Below are 21,719 nucleotides of genomic sequence, written 5' to 3' on the forward strand. Positions count from 1 at the left end.
TGGATGCACTTGACCTACCGGGCCGCCGGCCTGGGCCGCCGCCGTGCGAGAGGCAGAAGAATGGATCGCCAGGTCCCGAGCCTGAAGGCTGCCCTCGGCCGGCTGTACGTCGATCTTCAGGCGAAGCAGGTGGGCGGGGCCGTGCCGTACCAGGTCTTCCGCGACGAGACCGAGAAGCTCGGCCTGAGCCAAGAAGAGCGCGCCCGTCTGGCTACCGCGCTCACCGGAATGAACCTCCGAATCAGTGAGCCGCCCAGGCCCGTCAGTCCTCCCGCACCCGCCCAGGAGCAGGCTTCGTCGTCCCGCCTCGACACCGCGCGCCGCCTGCTCGACCGCTATGCCGACGGCCAAGGGCAGGCGTCCGCTCGGGCAGTTGAAGGCGTCGCCAGGTTGGCCGGGCTCTCCGCACAGGAGACCGCCGAGCTGCAAGCCGGAGGGCCTGCCACCCGGCCGTCCGGGGGGCCTGCCTTGTCTCGGCCCACGCGTGAGATGCCGACGGTGGCGCCGGCAGCGGCCGTACCGCTCACACCCGGCGACCTCCGGGCCGCCATGGACGCCGCTCGGGCCGTGCTCACGGACGACTACTTCACCCGTCGCCCGGCGAAGCGCATCCTCACCGCAGCGGAGGAGATCGGGCTGAGCGTGCTGTTGCGTGGCGGAACGAAGCAGGCACACCGGGAACCGACGGACGCGGAGTTGGCCGAGCTCCGGCCGACGGACGAGCGCCGACGGGCACGCGACTGCCTGGTCACGCACAACCAGGGCCTCGTCCATTCGATGGCACGGCAGTTCCCTGATCAGGGCCTGGACTACGAGGACGTCGTCCAGCACGGGATGCTCGGTCTGCTGCGCGCAGCACGGAAGTTCGACCCACTCATGGGCTACAAGTTCTCCACCTATGCCACCCAGTGGGTCCGCCAGATGATCAGCCGAGGTGTCGCCGACGAGGGCAGCATCATCCGCATCCCCGTACACATGCACGAGTTGATGCAGAAGGTGGCTCGCACGGAGCGTACTCGTCTCTCCAGCGGGCTCTCGGTACGAGCCGCCGACGTGGCGGTAGCCTGCGATCTCAGCGTCGCGAAGGTGGAGCAGATCCGGCGGCTCAGCCGCCGCACGGACTCACTGGACCGGATCGTCGGCGACGGCGTGCACCTCGGTGATCTCATCGAGGCCCGTACCGCGATTCCGAGCGTTGAACACACCGTCATCGACGCGCTGAGCAACGGAGAAATGCGGGAGGCCGTCGCCGCACTGCCCGAGCGCTACGCCCACATCATGACCAGACGCTACGGCCTGGACGGCCAGGACCCCGCCACGTTGGACGAGATCGGCAAGGACTTCGAGGTCACCCGGGAGCGGGTCCGCCAACTGGAGCTGCGGCTCAAGCCCTTACTGCAGATCGCATTCGCGGACCCGACCGGCGATCCGTACCGCACGCTCCGGACGATGCTGACAGACCGGCGGCTCGACGCCACCGGTTCCAACCCGGTGCACGCCATCTCGAAGGACCTCGCGGCCAAGGACTGGAGCGCCGGCCTGGGTGCGCTGCAGGCATTCCGCCGACGCGAGGGCGCATGTCTCCCGCCGCCCGATCACGTGGAAGCGACGGTCCGGCTCGGTGAGTGGATCGAGCACCAGCGCCGGGTCGGTGGCGTCAACGGCGCCGGGCTGCTCACCCATCGCCGGGTCCTCCTCGAGTCGCTGGGTCTGCGCTGGGAGCGCGGGCCGCGGGCCGCGCGGCCCTCCCTTCGTCGGCGCTCGCTGCGCCGAGTAGTCCATCCGCAGCCCGTGACGCCACCATCGCTGCCAACCGCGATCCCCTCGCCCCGACCTCCGGTCCCGACAGCTGCGGTGGGCGACACCCAGCTCAGCCTCTGGTAGCAGCGCACCTGACCAAGACCCTCCGGCAATCGAGAACGGACAGCAGCGTGGAACCCAGAGACGAACTCGTCGACTACCTCCGGCGCCAGCTCGTCGGCCCTGCCCACGGGCCCGACGAGGTCCTCGACGCACCACCCGACCGCCAGTACCTCATGGGCACGCTCTACGCCCAGGATGCCGATCTCCACAGGCAGTTGACCGTCTCCGCCGAGGAGACGGACGCCCCCGGCGCGGAGTCCGCCAGCACGGACACGAACCCGGCCACCGATCCGGTGCCCGAGTCGAACGCATGGCTGCCCTCCTCGCTCGGCCTCAGCTTCTACACCGACGCCTCGGTCATCGAGGTCAGCTGCGTCGGCGCCCGCTACGTGACCCAACAGGGCGAACGGGGCCGACGCTGGCAGCGGGTGGCGCTGCCGGAGGAGTCGCACCTGCTCGGGCCGGACCGCGACCAGATCACCGTCCTCGACGGCCGGGCCGAGATCCGGCTGCGCCGGCGCGCCTTCGGTTCCGGGCAGTTGGTGACCGTCGCCCTGGTGAACACGGCCCACGCCGAGCAGGCACTCGGCCGCGCGGCTCAGTGGGACCGGATGCTCTTCCAGGTCGGGCTGCACGCCAAGCCGCTGGACGGCTCGGTACTGCAGTACCCGAGTGTGCGCCTCGCCAGTCGGGACCTGGAGGAGCAGGAGCTCCGCCTCCAGTACCGCCACGTGCGCACCTACGCGGTCGGTCACGGCTGTGCGGTCGACGAGGAGTCGGACGGGAGCGGGCTGATCACCGGACTGCGGGCTGCGGTGATGCCGGAGGCAGACGTACCGGCCACCCGGGCGGCCGGTCTGACGGAGACACCGGTCCTGAACGTCCTGCATCTCGCAGACCCCGAGCTGCCCGCAGAGCAACTGCGGACCGACCTCACCGCGTTCACGGCGGACTACCGCTCGTGGTACGAGCAACAGTGCCGCACCACTCTCCCCGACTGGGGGCGCGAGGCAGCAGACCGCATCCTGAACCGCGTCGGTGCGGCAGTCTCCCGGATGGAAGCCGGGGTGCAAACCCTCTGCGATCCGTCCCGCCCCGAGCTGCTCCACGCGTTCCGGACCGCCAACCGCGCGATGGCCCTCCAGATGCGCCACTCCGCCAGGGATCTGGCCGGGGAGCGCCGCAGCCGCCGCGACCCCGTGCCTCTCGATCCGGAGCCGGCGAAGGAGACCTCCTGGCGCCCCTTCCAGCTGGCGTTCTTCCTGCTGTCGCTGGACGGTGTCGCCGACCCCCGGCACCCCGACCGGCGGATCACCGACCTGATCTGGTTTCCCACCGGCGGTGGAAAGACGGAGGCCTACCTCCTCCTCGCCGCATTCACGATGGTGCTGCGCCGCCGCGAACCCGACGGGGGCGGCACAGCGGTGCTGAGCCGGTACACGCTGAGCCTCCTGACAACCCAACAGTTCCAGCGCGCGGCCACCACGGTGTGCGCGCTGGAGTCGCTGCGCCGAACCGCCCCGGACGTCTACGGCCGGGAGCCGTTCTCCGTCGGACTGTGGGTCGGTGAAGCCACCTCGCCGAACTCGTACGAGGCCGCGTGCAGCGCCTTCAATGACGTGCGCGGCTCCGCCCGTCCGGAGGACGTGTTCATCCTGGACCGCTGCCCCTGGTGCGGCACCCGCATCCTGCCGTCCCACCGGTCGCCGGACAACGGCGACTACGGTGTGCGGGCCGCCCCCGACTCCTTCGCCTTCTACTGCCCCCGCGACGAGTGCACCTTCCACGACGAGCTGCCGATCGCCGTGGTGGACCAGCAGCTGTACGACCGCCCTCCGACGTTCGTACTCGGCACCGTCGACAAGTTCGCGCGCCTCGCCTGGGAGGCCCGCGCCGGCCGGCTCTTCGGCGCGGACAGTCGGTGTCAGCCGCCCTCGCTGGTCATCCAGGACGAGCTGCACCTGCTCACCGGGCCGCTCGGCACGACGGTGGGACTGTACGAGTCGGCCGTGCTCGGCCTGTGCACCGACGCCGACGGCATCGGTCCCAAGGTGGTCGCATCCACCGCGACCATCCGCCGCTCGGGCGAACAGGTCCGCGCCCTGTACGGGGGCGAGGTCCAACTCTTCCCCCCGGCCGGGCTCGATGCCCGCCACTCCTACTTTGCCGAGCCCGACACCTCCCGCCCCGGACGCCGGTACGTCGGCGTGATGGCACAGGGGCACACCGCCGGCCGGGCAGCCGTGACCACCGCTGCCGCCATGCTCCAAGGCGCGTGGGAGCTTCCCGACGAACACCGGGACGAGTACTGGACACTCGTCGCCTACCACCACAGCCTTCGCGAGCTGGGCCGTACGGTCACCGCGGCGGCCGACGACATCCCTGCTCAGCTCGCCGGACTCGATGCCGGCTTCGGCACCCGAAAGCTGACTGATCATCAGGTTCAGGAGCTGACCAGCAACCTGCCACGCGCCGAGCAACCCGTCCTGCTCGACCGGCTGGAGAAACCCTGGGACGACCCGCAGGCGGTTTCCTTTTTGCCGTGCACCAACATGCTGTCGGTCGGCGTGGACGTGAAGCGGCTCTCGCTGATGCTCATGCAGGGGCAGCCCAAGACGACAGCCGAGTACATCCAGGCCACCAGTCGCGTCGGGCGTCACGCCGTGCCCGGTCTGGTCGTCGCCTTCTTCAACGCGACCCGGCCCCGCGACCGGTCGCACTACGAGACCTTCGACGTCTACCACCGTTCCCTGTACCGGCACGTCGAACCGACCAGCGTCACACCGTGGTCCGTCCCCTCACGGCGACGTGCCCTGCACGCCGCACTGGTGATTCTCGTACGCCATCAGCTCGGCCTCTCCGCCGAGAATCAGGCCGGACGCATCCTGGACGTATTGCCGGCGACGGAGACCCTTACCGAGGTGCTGGTGGCACGGGCCGCCGCGTGCGATCCGGACGCAGCGGCTGGCATCCGCGAAGAGCTCGCCCACCTGCTCGCCGAATGGGAACAGGCGGCGCACACGGCACGGGCGGACGGCAGAGAGCTGTACTACAGCAGTCAGGGCAAGGGCCAGACCAATCTGCTGAAGAGTTTCGAACAGTACGGCGGTCTGTGGGAGACCCCGAACTCCATGCGCAGTGTCGACCGGGAGTGCCAGGTGACAGTGAAGGGAACCGACCAGTGAGCAGGCGCCTGAGGGTCCGTCAGTCACAGACAGTGCTGCCGTTCGGGGTGGGCGCGGTCCTGGACGTCCAAGGCGAGTCGTTCGTCGCCGCCGGGATCGGCGACTGGCCCAGGCAGCGCCAGATCGTCGAGTCGCCCCGGCTCGCTGCCAGGCTCGGCGTGACCGGCTTCTACGCGGCCCCACCCACGCTGAACGACCGCTACGACCGACCGGACGCACCCGGTGCGCCGTACATCCGCTTCCCCACCTGGCTGTTCTGCGGGTCGTGCCGGCGTATGGTGCGCTGGCGCATCGCCAACGAGAAAGCCGGCACCCCACCGCGCTGTCCCGCGTGCTCACCGGTACGTCAGCTGGCTCCCATGCGCTTCGTGCAGATCTGCGCGGGAGGGCACCTCGGGGATGTGGACTGGTGGTTCTGGGCGCACTCGCGCCGCACCCCGACCGAGCGTCAGACCTGCACCTCCCGCGAGCAGTTGCGGTTCCGGGTGTCCGAGCGGGCGGCCGGACTGGAGGCGCTGTCCGTCGAGTGCACGGCGAAGGGATGTGACGGCGCCTCACAGGACCTGCTGGACATCCTGGGGACTCATGGGATGCGCTGCTCAGGACGCAACCCGTGGCAGCGGGTCGGGGAGGCGGTGTCGTGTGTCCAACCGGTGCAGATCGTGCAGCGCACGGCGGGCAACCTCTACTACCCGGTAGTGCATTCCGCCCTCGACATTCCGGAGACCGACACCTCCGCCAGCACGGACCAGACCCTCGCCGCCCGCGTACGCGACAACGACCTGTGGATCCCCCTGTGCCGTGCATCGCAGGGCCCTCGGTCCGGCACCTACCGCGACATCATCAAGGAGGAGACGGGAGCCGATGACGCGCTCCTTGACGCGCTCCTCGCCGAGGAGACGGGAAGTGTGCCAACGCCCGCCGACCAGGTCGCGACTCCGGCCGCCCGCCCCGATCTCAGCCGCGAGGAGTGGGAGGCGTTCACCTCCCCCGCCCCACCAGTCACCCGGGACTTCGCGATCCGGGACACCACGCTCGGCCTGGCCCACGAGAACGCCGAGCCCTGGTCCGGTCTGCACCGCCGGATCGGCCGAATCGTGCTCGCCGACCGGCTGCGTGAGGTCCGGGCACTCTCCGGCTTCAGCCGTGTGTCGCCGGACGCTGCCTTCGTACCGGCTGACACCGCGCGGCGACTCAAGTGGCTGCCTGCTGTGGAGGTGTTCGGGGAAGGTCTCTTCCTCACCCTCGACAAGGTCCAGCTCAACGGCTGGGAAGGAAACGACCACGTGCGTCGACGGGTCGCCGGGATGCGCGACGACCTGCATGGCTCGTTCCAGCAGGACCGGTTGGCAAGCCTGACCGGCAACGAACTCTCGCCTCGGTTCGTCCTGCTCCATACCCTGGCCCATCTCCTCATCCGCCAGCTGGCGTTCGAGTCGGGATACACGACCGCCAGCCTGCGCGAGCGGGTCTACGCACGACCCGAGCACGACCAGTACGGGATTCTCGTCTACACCGCTGCAGGCGACGCCGAGGGCACTCTCGGCGGACTCGTCCAGCAGGGAGAACCTCCCCGACTGGCCGAGACCCTTCTGCGGACGATCGAAGCCGCCGCCTGGTGCTCCGCCGACCCGCTCTGTGCCGAACACACCGGTCAGGGCTTCGGCAACCTCAACCGAGCCGCCTGCCATGCCTGTGCCCTCCTGCCGGAGACCAGCTGCGAGACCGGCAACACTCTCCTGGACCGGGTACTCGTCGTCGGCGGCGAACACGTACCCGGCTACTTCGAATCCGTCATCTCCGCCGCCCGCGTCGCGGCGGCCGCCACCTTGGAGTGACCGCCGTCATGACCATCACGTACCTCGACCTCACCAGCGCCCAGCGCGCTTCGCTGGACTCCCTTCCCTTCCACGGCAACCACCTGCTCAGCGGCCCGCCCGGCAGCGGCAAGAGCCTGCTGGCAGTCCAACGCGCGGTCATGCTCGCCCTCAACGGCGCGAACCCCGTCCTCCTCACCCGCTCCAACCTGCTGCGCCAGTCCCTTGCGCCGACCGTCTCCGCCCTGGGCCCGAAGGATGAGGGAGTGGAGGTCTCAACCACGCACTCGTGGTTGGCCCAGTGGTACGGCTCAGACGCACCGCGCGCGGAGAACGGCTGGTACGACTGGCCGGCCTTCTACGAACGGGCCGCGCTCACTCCACCGGATGAGGCTCTCGCCTTCGTCGTGGACGAGGGTCAGGACATGCCACCCGGCTTCTACCGACTGTGCCGCGTCCTCGGCATCCCCACGACGGTCTACGCCGACGAATGCCAGCGGCTCACCACGACTCACTCCACGCTCGCCGAAATCGGCAGCGGCCTCGGAGACTGCACGCGCCACGAGCTCGGCGGCAACCACCGCAACACCCGCCAGATCGCGGAGCTCGCCTCGGTCTTCCACACAGGCGCCCACCCACCCCCACTCCCCGACCGGAATGGGCCCCTCCCGCGCTTGCACCACCTCACCCGTCCCGGCAGCCTCACTGATCTGCTCGTCACCCTCGCCGAACGCCACCCCCGGCACAGCATCGGTGTCATCCTCGACTCCACTCAGGCCCAGTTCGACCTGCTGACGCGCCTGGAGCGCCGGGCTCCCAGCTTGAAGCCGCAGCTCTACACTTCCCGGGCCACGGGCGGCCGCTACCGCAACCTCGACCTCACCCGACCCGGCATTGTCATCATCAACCGCGCCAGCGCAAAGGGCCTCGGCTTCGACACCGTCGTCATCCCCGACATCCACACCGACGCCGCCGTCGACCCCACCTCCGCAGCGCTCAGGATGACCTACTACGTTCTGGCCACGCGAGCTCGGCAGGAGCTGCACTTCGGTTATGAGGGTGCAGTAGAAACGCCGTTGTTCGCGGGGGTGTCCCCAGGCAAGCTGCTCCGCCCATAGGACGTCAGGCGTACTGGGTCAGGTCGATCGCGTGGATGCTCAGCCGGTGGCCGGTGACCGGGTCGGTGGTCTCGTGGTCGAGCTCCATGCCGAGCTTGCGCATCACGTTCTCGGAGGCGTCGTTGCCGACCCGGGCGATGCTGATCACCCGGTCCAGGCCACGGTCCTCGAGGGCGAACTCCAGTGCGGCGTGGGCTGCTTCGGAGGCATAGCCCTGACCCCAGAACTGTCGGCCGAGCCGCCAGCCGATCTCCACGGCGGGGAGCACCTCGGGCAGGAACCACGGCACCGAGAGCCCGGCGAAACCCGCCAGCTCGCCCGAGCTGAGCAGCTCGACGGCGAACAGGCCGAAGCCCTCGTCGTCCCAGCCGTCCTCCCAGCGCTCGATCGCCTCCGCCGTCTGCTCCAGGTCCAGTACGGAGCCGTCGCCGATCCACTCCATGACCACCGGGTCCGCGTTGATCTCGGCCATCGGCGCGAGGTCGTACTCGGTCCAGCGGCGGAGCAGGAGTCGGGGGGTGCGAATCTCGGTCATACCCCCATCCTGTCGAACCCGGGCCCGATGCGGTAATCGGCCGTGTTTCAGCCGACCACTGCGGGTACGACCCGGCAGACCGGGCAGCGCTCCCGGCCGTCCCAGGCCTCCCAGCCGAAGGCCGCCGGGGTCAGCGCCCTGCCCTCCAACTCCGCCCGGACCGCGACCCGGTAGGCCCAGACCGCCTCGATGTAGGGGTGGTAGGCGTCGTGGAAGGCCGCCGAGGACTGCGGCGCACCGGTGGCCACCACCCGGCGCAGCCCGCGCAGTTGCTCGAACATCCGCTGGCCCGCACCGGCCACGGGTTCACTGGCGTCGATGTACAGCCGCTCGCGGACGTCGTAGATCCCGGAGTCCACCAGTACGGCCCGGCTGGCCGCCTCGGCCTGACCCGCCAGTACGGAGTCGGCCGAGTCCTGGGCGAGCTGGACCAGCTGCGCGTGTGCGGTGCCCGCGGCGGCGATGAAGGCGGTGTACACCTCCCGGCGGCGGGCGCCGAGACCACGGTCGTCCTCGTGCCGATTGCGCAGCCGGTCGGCCAGCACCGTGCCGGATATCGCGATCACGGCGCCGCCCAGCGTCGCGACCAACGTCCCCCACTCCACCCGTACTCCCCCTGCCGGCCGACGGTGCTGGCACCGTAGCACCCGGGCAGACCGGGTCGGCCAGGAAGCCTGGCGCACCGTCACCGACCTGCGGATCGACCCGATCGAGCGCACCGTCCGGGCCCTGACCATTCGAGGACTGACGGGTTGTCACCGGGGGCTTCGGCCCGGCCGATGCGCAGTTGATACCTGCCGGACTCTTTCGCAGGAAGTGTGATGTGTGCCATTTTACATGTCACACATCAAGTGACCGCGCCCCAAGCACGCGGCCACCAACCGGCCCGGAGGCCCCCACCGTGCGACCCTCCCGGATACCGATGGCCCATCTGGGCCGTCTGCTCACCCTCGCGTTCGCGTTCCTGCTCACGCTCGGCTTCTTCGCGCCGCAGAGCAGCGCCGCCGCCGGAAACACCCCCGCCACCCCGGCCGCCCCGGCCGCCCCCACCGGCCAGCCCTCGTCCCGGGCCATCCCGGTACCCAAGTCCTCCGAGGTGCCGAAGGACAGCCGCCCGACCCCGGGCGACGCGACCGCCGCCGCCGACGCGCCGAAGGCCGCCGCCACGCTGCCCGCCGTCGCGCAGAAGAAGTCCAAGCAGCTGTTCTCGGCTCCAGGCGCCGCCGACGCGGTCGCCGCCGCCTGCAACTTCACCACCAGCACCGGCAGCGCACTGGTCCAGCAGGTCAAGGCCGCGAGCCTGGACTGCGTGAACTCGCTGTTCACCCTCACCGGCACCGACGCCCAGAGCACCTTCCGCGAGTCGCAGATGGTGACCGTGGCCAACGCCCTGCGGGACAGCGCCGCCTCGTACAACGGCACCAACTCCGGCTCGGCCGGCCAGCTGGTGCTGTTCCTGCGTGCGGGCTACTACGTGCAGTGGAAGTACCCGGACGCCGTCGGCACCTACAACTCCCCGCTGCAGACCGCGATCCGCGGCGGCCTGGACGCGTTCTTCGCCGCTCCCCGCTCCAAGGACGTCACCCAGGCCAACGGTGAGACGCTGGCCGAGGCCGTCACCCTGATCGACAGCGCCCAGGAGAACGCCCGCTACACCGGCGTGGTCAAGGGCCTGCTGAACAGCTACAACAGCAGCTACACCGGCGCCATGTACGACGCGGTGAACAACACCAAGACGGTGATCGAGCGCGGCACCGAGCTGCCCGCCTTCATCGCCGCCCTGCAGGCCGACGCCGGCTTCGCCGGTGCGATGTCCGGTTTCGTCACCCGCAACAGCGCGATGATCAACGGCGGCGACCTGGCCACCGACATCGGCATCCAGCTCGGCAGCCTGCTCTCCTTCCCGGAGCTCAAGGCGCAGGCCCGGCCGCTGGTCAAGGACCTGGTCAACCGCTACTCGCCGGTCGGCGCGACCGGGCCGCTCACCATGAACCTGGCCTGGTTCACCGAGAAGCGCGACACCGGCAACTGCTCGTACTACGGCCTCTGCGACCTGCCCACCCGGCTGGTCCCGCTGGTCCTGACGATCAACCACACCTGCAGCCCGAGCCTGAAGATCCGCGCGCAGCAGATGACCGCCACCGAGCTGGCCGACACCTGCACCAGCCTGGCCAACCAGGACGCGTTCTTCCACCAGCTGGTCAAGGACAGCGGCCCGGTCGCGGGTGACGTGAACACCGCCCTGGAGGTGGTGGTCTTCGACGCCTACTACGACTACAGCCTCTACGCCTGGTCGATCTACGACATCGAGGTCGACAACGGCGGCATGTACCTGGAGGGCGACCCGTCCAAGGTCGGCAACCAGGCCCGCTTCATCGCCCACGAGGCCAGCTGGCTGCGCCCGGCGTTCTCGATCTGGAACCTCAACCACGAGTACACCCACTACCTCGACGGCCGCTACAACATGCTCGGCGACTTCGACGCCGGCATCTCCACCCCGACCATCATGTGGGTCGAGGGCATCGCCGAGTACGTCTCGTACAGCTACCGCAACGTCCGCTACGACGACGCGATCGCCCAGGCGGCCCAGGGCACGTACAAGCTGAGCCAGCTGTTCGACACCACCTACGACAACGCGGACTCCACCCGGATCTACAACTGGGGCTACCTGGCGGTCCGTTACATGCTCCAGTCGCACCCGCAGGACATGACCACGCTGCTCGGTTACTACCGCACCGGCAACTGGGCAGCCGCCCGCACCCTGCTGACCTCCACCATCGGCACCCGCTACGACGCCGACTTCACCACCTGGCTGACCGCCTGCGGCGCCGGCAACTGCGGCACCCTGCCGCCGGTCCAGGCTCCGCTGTGCACCAACGCCGACGCCCGTCAGTTCGACAAGAACTGCCGCCGCGACAACGCGACCGCCGCCACCGGGAACTACAGCTACAGCTTCCTGTACCTGCCCGCCGGGGTGCAGAGCCTGACCATCACCACCGCCGGTGGCACCGGCAACGCCGACCTCTACTACAACGGCGGAAGCTGGGCCACCACCGGCTCGTACCTGCAGAAGTCCACCAACAGCGGCAACAGCGAGACGCTGACCATCAGCAACCCGCCGGCCGGCTGGGTCTTCTTCAGCCTGTACGCCCAGCAGGGCTTCTCCGGCACCACGGTCACCACGCAGTACTAGACCGGTAGTTCACACGAAGACAGCAGAGCCCCGCAGGCCGTCACCGGTCTGCGGGGCTCTCTGCCTGCTACTCCACGGCGCGGGCCACCGCCGGGCTGCCCAGGGTGCCGGTGGGGTTCAGGTCGACGCCCAACTGGCTGATCAGGAAGCCCGCGTGCAGTCTGCTGCGGGCGCCGAGCTTGTCCATGATGTCGGAGACGTGGCGCTGGCAGGTGCGCAGCGACATCCCCATCCGGCGGGCGATCGCCCGGTCCTCCAGACCCTGGACCAGCATCCGGACGATGGACAGCTTCATGTCCTCGGAGATCGCCAGCACCCGCTCCTGGCTGTAGTTCTCCGGGAAGGGCGTGGCGCTGGTCCAGGCGCGCTCGAAGGCGCCGATGGCGAAGTCGACCAGGCTCGGGTCGCGGAGCAGCAGGCAGCCCGCGTCGCTGTCGCGCAGCGCGATCACGGCGGCCGACTGGTCGAAGGCCAGCATTCGCATGAATCCGTCGCCGAGGGTGCGGATCTCGGCGCCGATCCGGGACACGTGGTCGACGTACTCCACCGTCACCGTGCTGAACTGGGCGGTGTGTTGGTACAGCGTGCGCATCCGGACGCCTCGCCGCAGCACCCGCTCGGTCTTCTCCAGCGACTCCTTGAGCACGTCGTCCTTGCGGGCGCCGCCCGGCTGCGAGGTGAGGATCTCGTGCTCGGCCCGGGCGGCCAGCTCGGTGATGGTGGCCCGGACGACGTCCAGGTCGGTCAGCCGCTGTACGCCGCCGGCGTCGCCCGGGGTGAACCTGGCCTGCTCGTAGACGGCCTGAAAGACCGTCAGCCGCTCCCTGGTCGCCTCGACCGCGCGGCGGCGCTCCTCGATCTCCTGCAGGGCCGGGGCCAGCAGCTCGCTCGCCGCCGCCTCCGGCAAGCCGGCCACCACCATGCCGGGCCGGGTGGCCGAGCGTTTGAGCAGCCTGAGCTCCAGCAGCCGGTCGACCCGCGCCGGGCCGGCCGGGCCGGCCCGCAGCTCGTCGCCGTCCACCTGCTGCCGCTCGACCACGTACTGGAACAACTCCAGTTCCTCCTGGCCGAGTTGGCCAACTAACGAGGAGATACCAGGTGCTACGGAGGCCAAGATCACAGTCCCATCCCGGTCGAATGTGCATGCGAGGAAGCGTCCGCAATCGTAACGTGCGCCGGGCGCACGAGCACCTGATGAACCCTCGATTCCTTCACTGCGCAAGCACATCGGGACCACTCTGTCCGACTATGTCAGGTATGGACCCCTCGTGTCTGCGTCATGGCGTACTCACGACCCCTGGAGGGGCCTTACCGGCCATTCTCCGGGGCGCCAGACTCCAGGTGTCGGGATAACCCGGAGAGCACCCGGATTCTGGAGGGGAAACCATGGACCGCAAGATTCTCACCACCGCCGCCGTATTCGTCGCCGCGACTGTCGCCGCCCTCGCCGCCACCCTGACGGTGGGCTCGGCCGCCGCCGACTCGGTCGCCGGCAGCGACACCCAGACCCCCGCCGTCACCGGCCTGCCTTCGCCCAGCCCGACCGCCGCTGACCTGGGCTGGGGCTGACCCGTCCGCCGGAGTCGGACCACGCCGGACGGCCACCCGACCCGGGCGGCCCCGGCGGCGCAGGACGGCTCGGGACACCCCACCCGAGCGGCGGCAGGGGCCCACCCCTAGCACCCCACTATTACCGCCGGACCCGCAGGACACCATCATTCCGGACAGAGAGACGTGGTGAACGGAAACCGTGGACGAAACGATGATTTCCGTCCGATTCTCCGGGCTGCTCCGGGAATTCCGCAGGAACTCCGGACTGACCCAGCAGGAACTGGCCGACCTCTCCGCGCTGAGCGTGCGCGCGGTACGGGACCTGGAGTCCGGCCGGGTGCACCGGCCGCGCCGGGAGACCGTCCGGCTGCTGGTCACCACCCTGCGCCTGGAGGGCGCCCGCCGGGCCGCCTTCGAGGAGGCCGCGGCGGCCGAGCCCGCCGAACCCGCCCCTCCCAACAGCCCGTTCACCATGCTCGGCCGGGCCGACGAGGTCCGCACGCTGCTGGAACTGCTGCGCTCCGGCGGGCAGCGGCTGATCTCGCTCACCGGACTCCCCGGCGTCGGCAAGACCCGGCTCGCCACCGAGGTGGCCGATCGGCTGCGGGCGAGCGGCTGGCAGATCTGCTGGAGCCCGGACAGCCGGCCCCCCGTCGGCGATGCCCTGCTGGTGCTCGACGGCGCACCGCCGAGCGACCCAGGAATCGGTGAACTCCTGCGCAGGCACCCGGGGTTACGCGTACTGGCGACCGCCACCGGACCGCTCAGGCTGCCGGGGGAACGGGTGATGCCGCTGGCCCCGCTGGCAGCTCCCCGGCCGGCGCCCGGCGCGGACCCGGCGGCGCTGCTCCGGCAGGACGCCGTACAGCTCTTCCTCTCTCATGTCCGCCGGGTCCGGCCCGGCTACCGGTTCGCCGCGGGTGAGGTGGCCGTGGTGGCCGAGCTCTGCAGGCGGCTCGACGGGCTGCCGGCCGCGATCGAGCACGCCGCCGACTGGTGCCTGATCCACTCGCCGCACCGGCTGCTCGCCTGGGCCAGGGAGGACCCGCTCGCGGTGGCCTGCTCCCCGGTCGCCGACGGCACCGGGCCCGACCTGCGCACCGCCGTCCGCGCGGCGGCCGAGGAACTCGGTTCAGGACCCGGACAGTTGCTCCGCCTGCTCGCCGTCAGCGGTCGTCCCCGTACCTTCGAGGAGATCGTCGGGTACGTCGGCAGGCCGGCCGCCGAGGTGGCCAGGAGTGTGCACGCGCTGCTGCTGCGCGGGCTGGTCCGCAGCACCCCCGGGGGCGGCACCGAGTGCTTCACCGTGCCGCGCCTGGTCCGTCGCGCGCTCGCCGAACTCCCGCTGCCGGGCGTCCGGTTGCTCGCCGCGGTCTGAACCTCGCCGCAGTCTGAGCCTCGGACCGAGCTGCCGCCCGAGCGGCAGAGTCCGAACCGCCGCTCTGCTGCCGGTCCCAACTGCCTGGCCCGCCCCGCTCCGCTGCCTAGCGTCTGCTGCTGGCGCCACCACCGGAGCGCCTCCGCCGACCAGGCCGGTGCCCTGCGCCCCGCATCCCGCACCCCGCCGCTCGGCGAGCCCACCATCACCCCTGTGAGAGTCGATCATGGAGCTGGACAATCACCCCTGCCCACCCGCCCTCGGACCGGGCACCCAAGGCCTGGACGTCGTGGTCACCAGCGTGGCCTCCGACGCGCACACCTGGAACCTGATCTACCTTCAGCTGCTGCTGGAGGAGCTCGGCCACCGGGTGACCAACCTCGGCTCCTGCGTGCCGGACCAGCTGATGGTCGACGAGTGCCGGTCCCGCCGCCCCGACCTGATCGTGCTCTCCACCGTCAACGGCCACGGCCTGAACGACGGCCGCCGGGTGATCGGGCAGCTCAGGGACTGCGCCGAGCTGCGCACCACCCCGATCGTGATCGGCGGCAAGCTCGGCATCTCCGGTGCCGAACAGGGTTCGCACGTCGGTGAGTTGGTGGACGCCGGCTTCGACGCGGTGTTCGAGGACAGCGCGGGCATCGTCGGCTTCCACGAATTCGTCCGGGCGCTGCCGGGCGCCCGCCGGGCCCTGCCGGCCGGGGGTGTCCGATGACCCCGCCCGTGCTGCCCGCAGGATCGTTCGGCGGCTTCGTGCAGGCCGCCCGCCGCTCCGGCCACCTGGTGGTGCAGCCCCGGATGGGGATGAGCGACCCGTACCTGATGCGCGAGGGCCTGCTGGCCACCCGGCGGGCCGACGCCAGCACCGTCGGCACCATCACGCTGGACAGCTACACCCGGGTCGGCGACCACGAGGCGGCCCGCCGGGCGCTGGCCGACGGCGTACCGCTGAACGGCTACCCGATCGTGGCGTACAGCACCGCCACCACCCGGGCCGTCACGGACGGGATCGCCGGTACCGGCTTCCCGGTCCAGGTCCGGCACGGCTCGGCCGCGCCGCAGGACATCCTGGAGGCGGTGGTGGCGGCCGGTCTGACGGCCAGTGAGGGCGGGCCGATCTCCTACTGCCTGCCCTACAGCCGGACCCCGATCGAGCAGTCGGTGGCGAACTGGGAGGCCAGCTGCGCCATCCTGGCCCGGCTGCGCGAGCACGGCGCCGAGCCGCACCTGGAGACCTTCGGCGGCTGCATGATGGGCCAACTCGCCCCGCCCGGGCTGCTGGTGGCGATCAGCGTGCTGGAGGCGCTGTTCTTCCGCCAGCACGGGCTGCGCAGCGTCTCGCTGAGCTACGCCCAGCAGACCCACCCGGAGCAGGACGAGGAGGCGGTCACCGCCCTCGGCCGGATCGCCGCCGCCCTGCTCGGCGACCTTGACTGGCACCTCGTCATCTACGCCTACATGGGCGTCTACCCGCGCACCCCGGGCGGCGCCCGGCTGCTGCTCGAGGAGGCGGCCAGGCTCGCGGTGCGCACCGGCGCGGCCCGGCTGATCGTGAAGACCTCCGCCGAGGCGCACCGGATTCCCACCATCGCCGAGAACGTCACCGCCCTGGAGGCCGCCGCCCGTGCCTCCGAGCAGGTCAGGCCCACCGCGAGCGTCCAGGACACCGGCATCCACCAGGAGGCCCTGGGCCTGGTCCAGGCCGTGCTCGACCTGGACCGGGATCTCGGCCGGGCACTCACCAAGGCGTTCGCGCTCGGGGTGCTGGACGTCCCGTACTGCCTGCACCCCGACAACGCCGGCCGGGCCCGCAGCTACCTCGACTCGGCCGGGCGGCTGCACTGGTCCGACACCGGCGCGATGCCGGTGCGCGGCACCGGGCGCGGCGTCGGCCGGATGACCTCGGCCGGCCTGCTCGGCTCGCTCTCCTACGTCCAGCAGCGGTTCGACCGGCTCGCGGTCGAGACCGCCGGCCTCCGCCAACTCACCACCCCCGCCCCGCAGAAGGAGTACGCCCGATGACCACCACCGCCGACGCCCCGACCACCCGGGGGCTGCTGCTCCCGCCGGCCGACCCCCGGCAGCACCTCACCTCGCCGACCACCCGCACCGTGCTCCGGCTCCAGCAGCACATGCTGGCGGCGGCCCGCGAGTACCTGACCGGCGCCGGGTTCGCCGAGATGCTGCCGCCGATCATCGGCCCGGTCACCGACCCGGGCGGGCGCGGCTCCAAGCAGGTGGACGTCGACTTCTACGGCCACAAGTACAAGCTGATGACCAGTGCGATCCTCTACAAGCAGGCTTCGCTGCTGGCCTTCCCGAAGATCTTCTGCATCGCGCCGAACGTCCGCCTGGAGCCGCTGGAGACCGCCAACACCAGCCGCCACCTGGCCGAGTTCCACCAGATCGACGTGGAGATGGCCGGGGCCTCCCGGGACCAGATCACCGCCGTGCTGGAGGAGTTGGTCCGGCACATCGTCTCCCGGGTGGTCACCGACCTGCCCGCCGAGTTCGCGGCGCTGGGCCGGGACACCTCGGTCTTCACCGCCCTGCTGAACCAGGCCTTCGGCCGCCGCACGCATGCCGAGGCGGTGGCCGAGCTGATCGGCCTCGGGCACCCGCAGAACCCGGACGCCGAGATCGACTGGGAGGGCGAGGCACTGCTCTCCGGCCGGGCCGCCCAGCCGTTCTTCGTCACCGACTACCCGAAGGGCTCGCGCGGCTTCTACGACCGGGAGAGCGCCCAGGACCCGGGCGTGCTGCGGAACTTCGACCTGCTGGCGCCCGAGGGCTACGGCGAGCTGTGCAGCGGCAGCGAGCGCGAGTACGACTACGCCCGGATCGTCACCCGGATGCGGGAGACCGGCGAGAACCCGGCCAAGTACGGCTGGTACCTCAAGCTGGTCCGCGAGGGCATCCCGGCCAGCGCGGGCTTCGGCATCGGGGTCGAGCGGTTCACCCGCTACCTGGCCGGTCTGGACTGTGCCTGGCAGGCCAACGCCTTCCCCAAGCTGCCCGGGGTGGTGTCGCCGTGACCGGCCTGAGCAGCAGGGGCTTCCCGGAGCGGGCGGTCCGCGAGCGGGCCAGGCTCGGTGCGGCCGCCGCCTTCCCGGCAGACGCCCACTACGGCCACACCCTGTTCGGCGCCGATCCCGCCCGCTCGGACGACCCGCTGGACCAACTGCGGATCACCCCACCGGTGTTCATGCCGCAGCGGCTGGAGAAGCTGATCGAGCTGGGCCGCGAGCCGCTGCACACCGACGTCGCACTGGCGACCGTGATCGGCGGCCTGCGCTCCACCCTGCCGCTCTACCTCTCCGCCTTCGGCTCCACCCGGGCGGCCGGCACCGGCCAGGTGCTGGCCGCCAGCCGGCAGGCCGGGCGGCTGGGCATCCCGATGGTGATCGGCGAGAACATCGTGCCGATGAGCGGCTACGGCCGGGGCGGCGAGCAGACCCGGCGTACCGCGCTCGGCCGGATCGCCGCCTACCTGGACGAACTCCCGGACGGGCTGGGCGGGGTGGCGGTGCAGCAGAGCACCGAGGACGCCGACGCCGAGGTCTGGAACCTGGTCTACAGCGACCCCGCCGCCCAGCCGCTGCTGGACAGCGGCCGGCTGGCCTTCGAGCTGAAGGTGGGTCAGGGCGCCAAGCCGGGTCTGGGCGGGATGACCGTGCTGGACCGGTCCGCCGCCGCCCGGGTGGACGAACAGTTCGCGCTGGACGAGGTGTTCGGCCCGGACGCCGACCGGGTGCTGCGGTGCAGCAGCCCGGGCACCTTCACCGAGGAGATCCTGCGTCAGCAGATCCGGCTGATGCGCAACAACTACCCCCGGGTCAAGGTCTGGGTGAAGCTGCACCCCGGCCGCGACGTCGCGCTCGCCGCCGACATCGCCTGGACCGCCGGAGCCGACTCGGTCACCGTGGACGGCGCCGAGGGCGGCACCGGCTGGGCGCCGGTCGCCACCATCGCGCACTCCGGGCTGCCGCTCGGCGAGTGCCTGGCCCGGATCGGCCCGCGGGCCGACTGCCTGCTCACCTCGGGCCGGTTCTGGGAGGGCAGCCGGGTGGTGAAGAGCCTGGCCCTGGGCGCCACCGCCGCCGGTCTCGGCCGGGCCGCCCTGCTGGCCACCGACGAGGACCCGGAGGCGGGCCTGACCAGGCTGGTGGACTGCCTGGCCCTCGAACTGCGGCTGCTGATCAGCTCGCTCGGCAAGTACGCCCCCGCCGCCCTCGGTCCCGAGGACGTCTGGCCGACCCCCGCGCCGTTGGCCGAGGCCCCGGCCCACCGAATCCCGGAGGTACTCCGCCATGGCTGACACCCTGCCCCGCACCGAGAACGAACCGGTGCCCAAGCGCGCCGACGGGCCGCTCGGCCTGAACTACCTGTCCTTCACCGGGGCGATGAGCCTGTCCCAACTCGGCGACTCCGCCTGGTACGTGGCACTGACCTGGACCCTGATCCGGGACGTCAGCCCGGCAATGACCGGCACCGTGCTGATGCTGGCCAGCCTGCCCCGGCTGATCGGACTGCTCGGCGGCGGCGTGATCGCCGACCGGAGCGGGCCGCGCCGGGTGATGGTGATCACCGACCTGCTGCGCGGCGTGGTGATGCTGGCCGCCGCGCTCGCCGTCGGCCTGAGCACACCGTCGGTGCCGATCCTGCTCGGCGCCGCACTGCTGCTGGCCTTCATCAGCGCCTTCTTCATCCCCGCCTCGGGCTCGGTGAAGCCGCTCATCCTGGCCGACAAGGACCTGGTCCGGGGCAACGCGCTGTTCGTCTTCGGCATCCGGGGCGGACAGGCGGCCGGCGGCCCGATCGGCGCCTGGCTGATCGCCCTCGGCGGCGTCCCACTGGTGGCCGTGGCCAACGCGGCCAGCTTCCTGCTCTCCGCCTTCGCCTCCTCCCGGGTGCGGTACACCCGCGAGCCGGTCGCACCGGCGGCACCCGCCGGGGAGAAGCCGCCGTTCAAGGAGATGCTCCTGGACGGGCTGCGCTACCTGGGCAAGGAGCGCCGGATCCGGCTGGTGATCCTGGTGATCGCGCTGACCGAGCTGGCCTGCGCCCCGCCGGTCAACATCGGCCTGGTGCTGCTCTCCAACCGGCTCGAGGCGGGCGCCACCGGCGCGGGCCTGCTGCTCACCGGCTACACGGTCGGCGCGGTGGCCAGCTCGGTGGTCACCATGGCCTGGCCGCCCGGCCGGCGCGGCGGGCTGGTGCTGACCCTCGGGGTCTCCGCCTCGGCGGTCTGCCTGACCGCGATGGCCTTCATCGACTCGCTCCCGCTCGGCATGCTGCTGTACGGCATCCTCGGCCTGGTGACCGGTCAGTTCGGCCTGGTGCTGGTGTCGATGGCGCAGCGTTGGACCGAGCCCGCGATGCGCGGCCGGGTGATGTCGGTGCTCTCGCTGGCCATCTTCGCCTGCGCCCCACTGGCCAACGTGGCGGTCGGCACCATGGTGACGCTGCTCGGCTTCAGCACCGCGATGACGGTCTTCGCCGCCTTCGCGGTCGCCGCCGCCCTGATCGTGGTCGGCGCCCCCAGCCTGCGGGGTGTCCGCCTTGACTGACACCGAACACCTGGACCGCAGCACCTCGACCTTCCCCGAACTCCCCGATCTGCACCGGAAGTTGCGCGCCGGAGAGCTGACCAGCGTGTCGCTCACCCGGCGCTGCCTGGACCGGATCGAGCTGGTCGACCCGCTGGTGCGGGCGGTCCTCGCGGTGGACGACAGCGCCCTGGAGCAGGCGGCCCAGGCCGACCGCAGATACGCCGCCGGGACCGAACGCGGCCCGCTGGACGGTATCCCGGTCCTGGTCAAGGACAACATCGACACCGCCGGTCTGGCGGGCACGGCGGGCTCCCGGCTGCTGGCCGGGAACCCGCCCCGCCGGGACGCCGGGATCGTCAACCGCCTGCGGGCGGCGGGCGCGGTGGTGCTCGGCAAGACCAACCTCTCCGAGTGGTCCAACTTCCGCTCCACCCAGGCCACCGAGGGCTGGTCCGGAGCCGGCGGCCAGACCCGCAACCCGTACCGGCTGGACCGCAGCCCCGGCGGTTCCTCGGCCGGCTCGGCGGTGGCGGTCGCCACCGGAATGGCGCCGTTGGCGCTCGGCACCGAGACCGACGGGTCGATCGTCGGCCCGGCCGGACTGTGCGGGGTGGTCGGGGTGAAACCCGAGACCGGACTGCTGCCACTGGACGGCATCGTGCCGATCTCACCGGTCCAGGACACCGTCGGGGTGCTGGCCGCCCGGCTCGGCGACGCCGCCCTCGCGCTGGCGGCGCTGACCGGGCGGCCCCCCGCCGAGCCCGACCGGGCGATGCTCCGGGTCGGCCTCTGGCGGGTGCCCCGGATGCCCGGCGCGGTGGACGCCGTACTCGACTCCGCGGTACAGGCGCTGCGTTCGGCCGGGGTCGCGGTGGTGCCGATCGACCTGGCCCTGGAGCGGCAGACCGTCGAGGACGGGCTGCTGGCGATGTACGCGGAGTTCCGCCCCGGCCTGGAGGCGTACCTGCGCGGCCGTCCCGGCTGCCCGCAGACCCTGGCCGAGCTGATCGAGGGCAACCGGGCCGACCCCGTGGAGCTCTCGCTCTTCGACCAGGACCTGTTCGAGCAGGCCCAGTTGATCGGCGAGGCGGAACGGGCCAAGGCCGGACAGGCCCGGCAGAGCTCGCGTGAACAGGCCAGGAAACTGCTCGACCGCACCATGCGCCGGTACGGCGTCCAGGCCGTGCTGGCGGCCACCAACGAACCGGCACCCGTCCTCGACTACGAGCTCGGCGACCCCGGCACCCCCGGCAGCTCCACCCCCGCCGCACTGGCCGGCTATCCGAACATCTCGCTGCCGGTCGGCCACTTCCGTGAACTCCCGGTCGGCCTCTCGGTGTTCGGCCCGCCCACGCTGGACCGGCTGCTGCCGGTGGCGCTCCGGCTGGCCGAGACCTGCGCCGTCCGGCGCACCCCCGCGCTGCGCTGAGACGGCCGGCGGAACTGCCGGTCAACTGCCCTGCGCTACTTCCCCGAACGGCCCGGAAACGCTCATAGCGTTTTCCCCGTCAGCGAATTCGACAAGTC

At 71.2% G+C, this 21,719-nt stretch carries 16 protein-coding genes; 13 read left to right on the forward strand and 3 right to left on the reverse strand.

The genetic code is table 11. The features are described from left to right. The first annotated feature begins 9 nt into the window (after nucleotides 1-9). The 4 genes from ACXJMZ_RS00045 to ACXJMZ_RS00060 are packed head-to-tail and all read left to right on the forward strand — an operon-like array spanning nucleotide 10 to nucleotide 7,983. Nucleotides 10-1,884, forward strand: coding sequence for a sigma-70 family RNA polymerase sigma factor (locus ACXJMZ_RS00045; RefSeq protein WP_457027848.1), 1,875 nt, complete (start codon nucleotides 10-12; stop codon nucleotides 1,882-1,884). Nucleotides 1,885-1,931: 47 nt separating this feature from the next. Then, the gene (locus tag ACXJMZ_RS00050) at nucleotides 1,932-5,048 is read left to right on the forward strand and encodes a helicase-related protein (protein ID WP_457027849.1); all 3,117 of its coding nucleotides are present in this window, start codon (nucleotides 1,932-1,934) and stop codon (nucleotides 5,046-5,048) included. Next, nucleotides 5,045-6,886, forward strand: coding sequence for a DrmB family protein (drmB, locus tag ACXJMZ_RS00055; protein WP_457027850.1), 1,842 nt, complete (start codon nucleotides 5,045-5,047; stop codon nucleotides 6,884-6,886). Before ACXJMZ_RS00050 ends, drmB begins: the two co-directional genes overlap by 4 nt. An 8-nt stretch (nucleotides 6,887-6,894) precedes the next feature. Continuing rightward, complete coding sequence (locus tag ACXJMZ_RS00060) at nucleotides 6,895-7,983, forward strand: DNA helicase (protein ID WP_457027851.1); 1,089 nt, start codon at nucleotides 6,895-6,897, stop codon at nucleotides 7,981-7,983. 4 nt (nucleotides 7,984-7,987) lie between these two features. Here the strand turns inward: ACXJMZ_RS00060 and ACXJMZ_RS00065 are convergent, their stop codons facing one another. Continuing rightward, the gene (locus ACXJMZ_RS00065) at nucleotides 7,988-8,518 is read right to left on the reverse strand and encodes a GNAT family N-acetyltransferase (RefSeq protein ID WP_457027852.1); all 531 of its coding nucleotides are present in this window, start codon (nucleotides 8,516-8,518) and stop codon (nucleotides 7,988-7,990) included. A gap of 47 nt (nucleotides 8,519-8,565) precedes the next feature. After that, the gene (locus tag ACXJMZ_RS00070) at nucleotides 8,566-9,123 is read right to left on the reverse strand and encodes a CchlQ (protein ID WP_457027853.1); all 558 of its coding nucleotides are present in this window, start codon (nucleotides 9,121-9,123) and stop codon (nucleotides 8,566-8,568) included. Nucleotides 9,124-9,440: 317 nt separating this feature from the next. Between ACXJMZ_RS00070 and ACXJMZ_RS00075 the strand changes: the two genes are divergently transcribed. Continuing rightward, nucleotides 9,441-11,711, forward strand: coding sequence for a M9 family metallopeptidase (locus ACXJMZ_RS00075; RefSeq protein ID WP_457027854.1), 2,271 nt, complete (start codon nucleotides 9,441-9,443; stop codon nucleotides 11,709-11,711). A gap of 67 nt (nucleotides 11,712-11,778) precedes the next feature. Here ACXJMZ_RS00075 and ACXJMZ_RS00080 read toward each other — a convergent pair whose 3' ends face one another. Next, a complete protein-coding gene (locus tag ACXJMZ_RS00080; RefSeq protein WP_457027855.1) occupies nucleotides 11,779-12,762 on the reverse strand; it encodes a helix-turn-helix transcriptional regulator in 984 nt (327 codons plus the stop codon). 335 nt (nucleotides 12,763-13,097) lie between these two features. On the opposite strand from ACXJMZ_RS00080, the gene ACXJMZ_RS00085 reads away from it, so the two are divergent. The 8 genes from ACXJMZ_RS00085 (at nucleotide 13,098) to ACXJMZ_RS00120 (ending at nucleotide 21,621) form a co-directional block, all read left to right on the forward strand. Then, entirely contained in the window at nucleotides 13,098-13,280 is a 183-nt protein-coding gene (locus tag ACXJMZ_RS00085; protein WP_457027856.1) for a hypothetical protein, read from the forward strand. Between the two features lie 193 nt (nucleotides 13,281-13,473). Continuing rightward, nucleotides 13,474-14,640: an AAA family ATPase gene (locus ACXJMZ_RS00090; protein WP_457027857.1), complete on the forward strand. Its 1,167-nt coding sequence runs from the start codon at nucleotides 13,474-13,476 to the stop codon at nucleotides 14,638-14,640. A gap of 226 nt (nucleotides 14,641-14,866) precedes the next feature. Continuing rightward, nucleotides 14,867-15,355, forward strand: a complete 489-nt coding sequence (locus ACXJMZ_RS00095) for a cobalamin B12-binding domain-containing protein (protein ID WP_457027858.1) — start codon at nucleotides 14,867-14,869, stop codon at nucleotides 15,353-15,355. After that, on the forward strand, nucleotides 15,352-16,662 hold the full coding sequence (locus tag ACXJMZ_RS00100) for a methylaspartate mutase (RefSeq protein WP_457027859.1): 1,311 nt from the start codon (nucleotides 15,352-15,354) through the stop codon (nucleotides 16,660-16,662). The genes ACXJMZ_RS00095 and ACXJMZ_RS00100 overlap by 4 nt, the downstream gene beginning before the upstream one ends. Next, nucleotides 16,659-17,675, forward strand: a complete 1,017-nt coding sequence (locus tag ACXJMZ_RS00105) for an asparagine synthetase A (RefSeq protein ID WP_457027860.1) — start codon at nucleotides 16,659-16,661, stop codon at nucleotides 17,673-17,675. The genes ACXJMZ_RS00100 and ACXJMZ_RS00105 overlap by 4 nt, the downstream gene beginning before the upstream one ends. Further along, entirely contained in the window at nucleotides 17,672-18,958 is a 1,287-nt protein-coding gene (locus ACXJMZ_RS00110) for a glutamate synthase-related protein (RefSeq protein ID WP_457027861.1), read from the forward strand. Before ACXJMZ_RS00105 ends, ACXJMZ_RS00110 begins: the two co-directional genes overlap by 4 nt. Next, nucleotides 18,951-20,210 (forward strand): MFS transporter, encoded by a 1,260-nt coding sequence (locus tag ACXJMZ_RS00115; RefSeq protein WP_457027862.1) that lies wholly within the window; start codon nucleotides 18,951-18,953, stop codon nucleotides 20,208-20,210. The genes ACXJMZ_RS00110 and ACXJMZ_RS00115 overlap by 8 nt, the downstream gene beginning before the upstream one ends. Then, a complete protein-coding gene (locus tag ACXJMZ_RS00120; RefSeq protein WP_457027863.1) occupies nucleotides 20,203-21,621 on the forward strand; it encodes an amidase family protein in 1,419 nt (472 codons plus the stop codon). The genes ACXJMZ_RS00115 and ACXJMZ_RS00120 overlap by 8 nt, the downstream gene beginning before the upstream one ends. Nucleotides 21,622-21,719: the final 98 nt, after the last annotated feature.

The organism is Kitasatospora sp. P5_F3, from assembly GCF_054049135.1.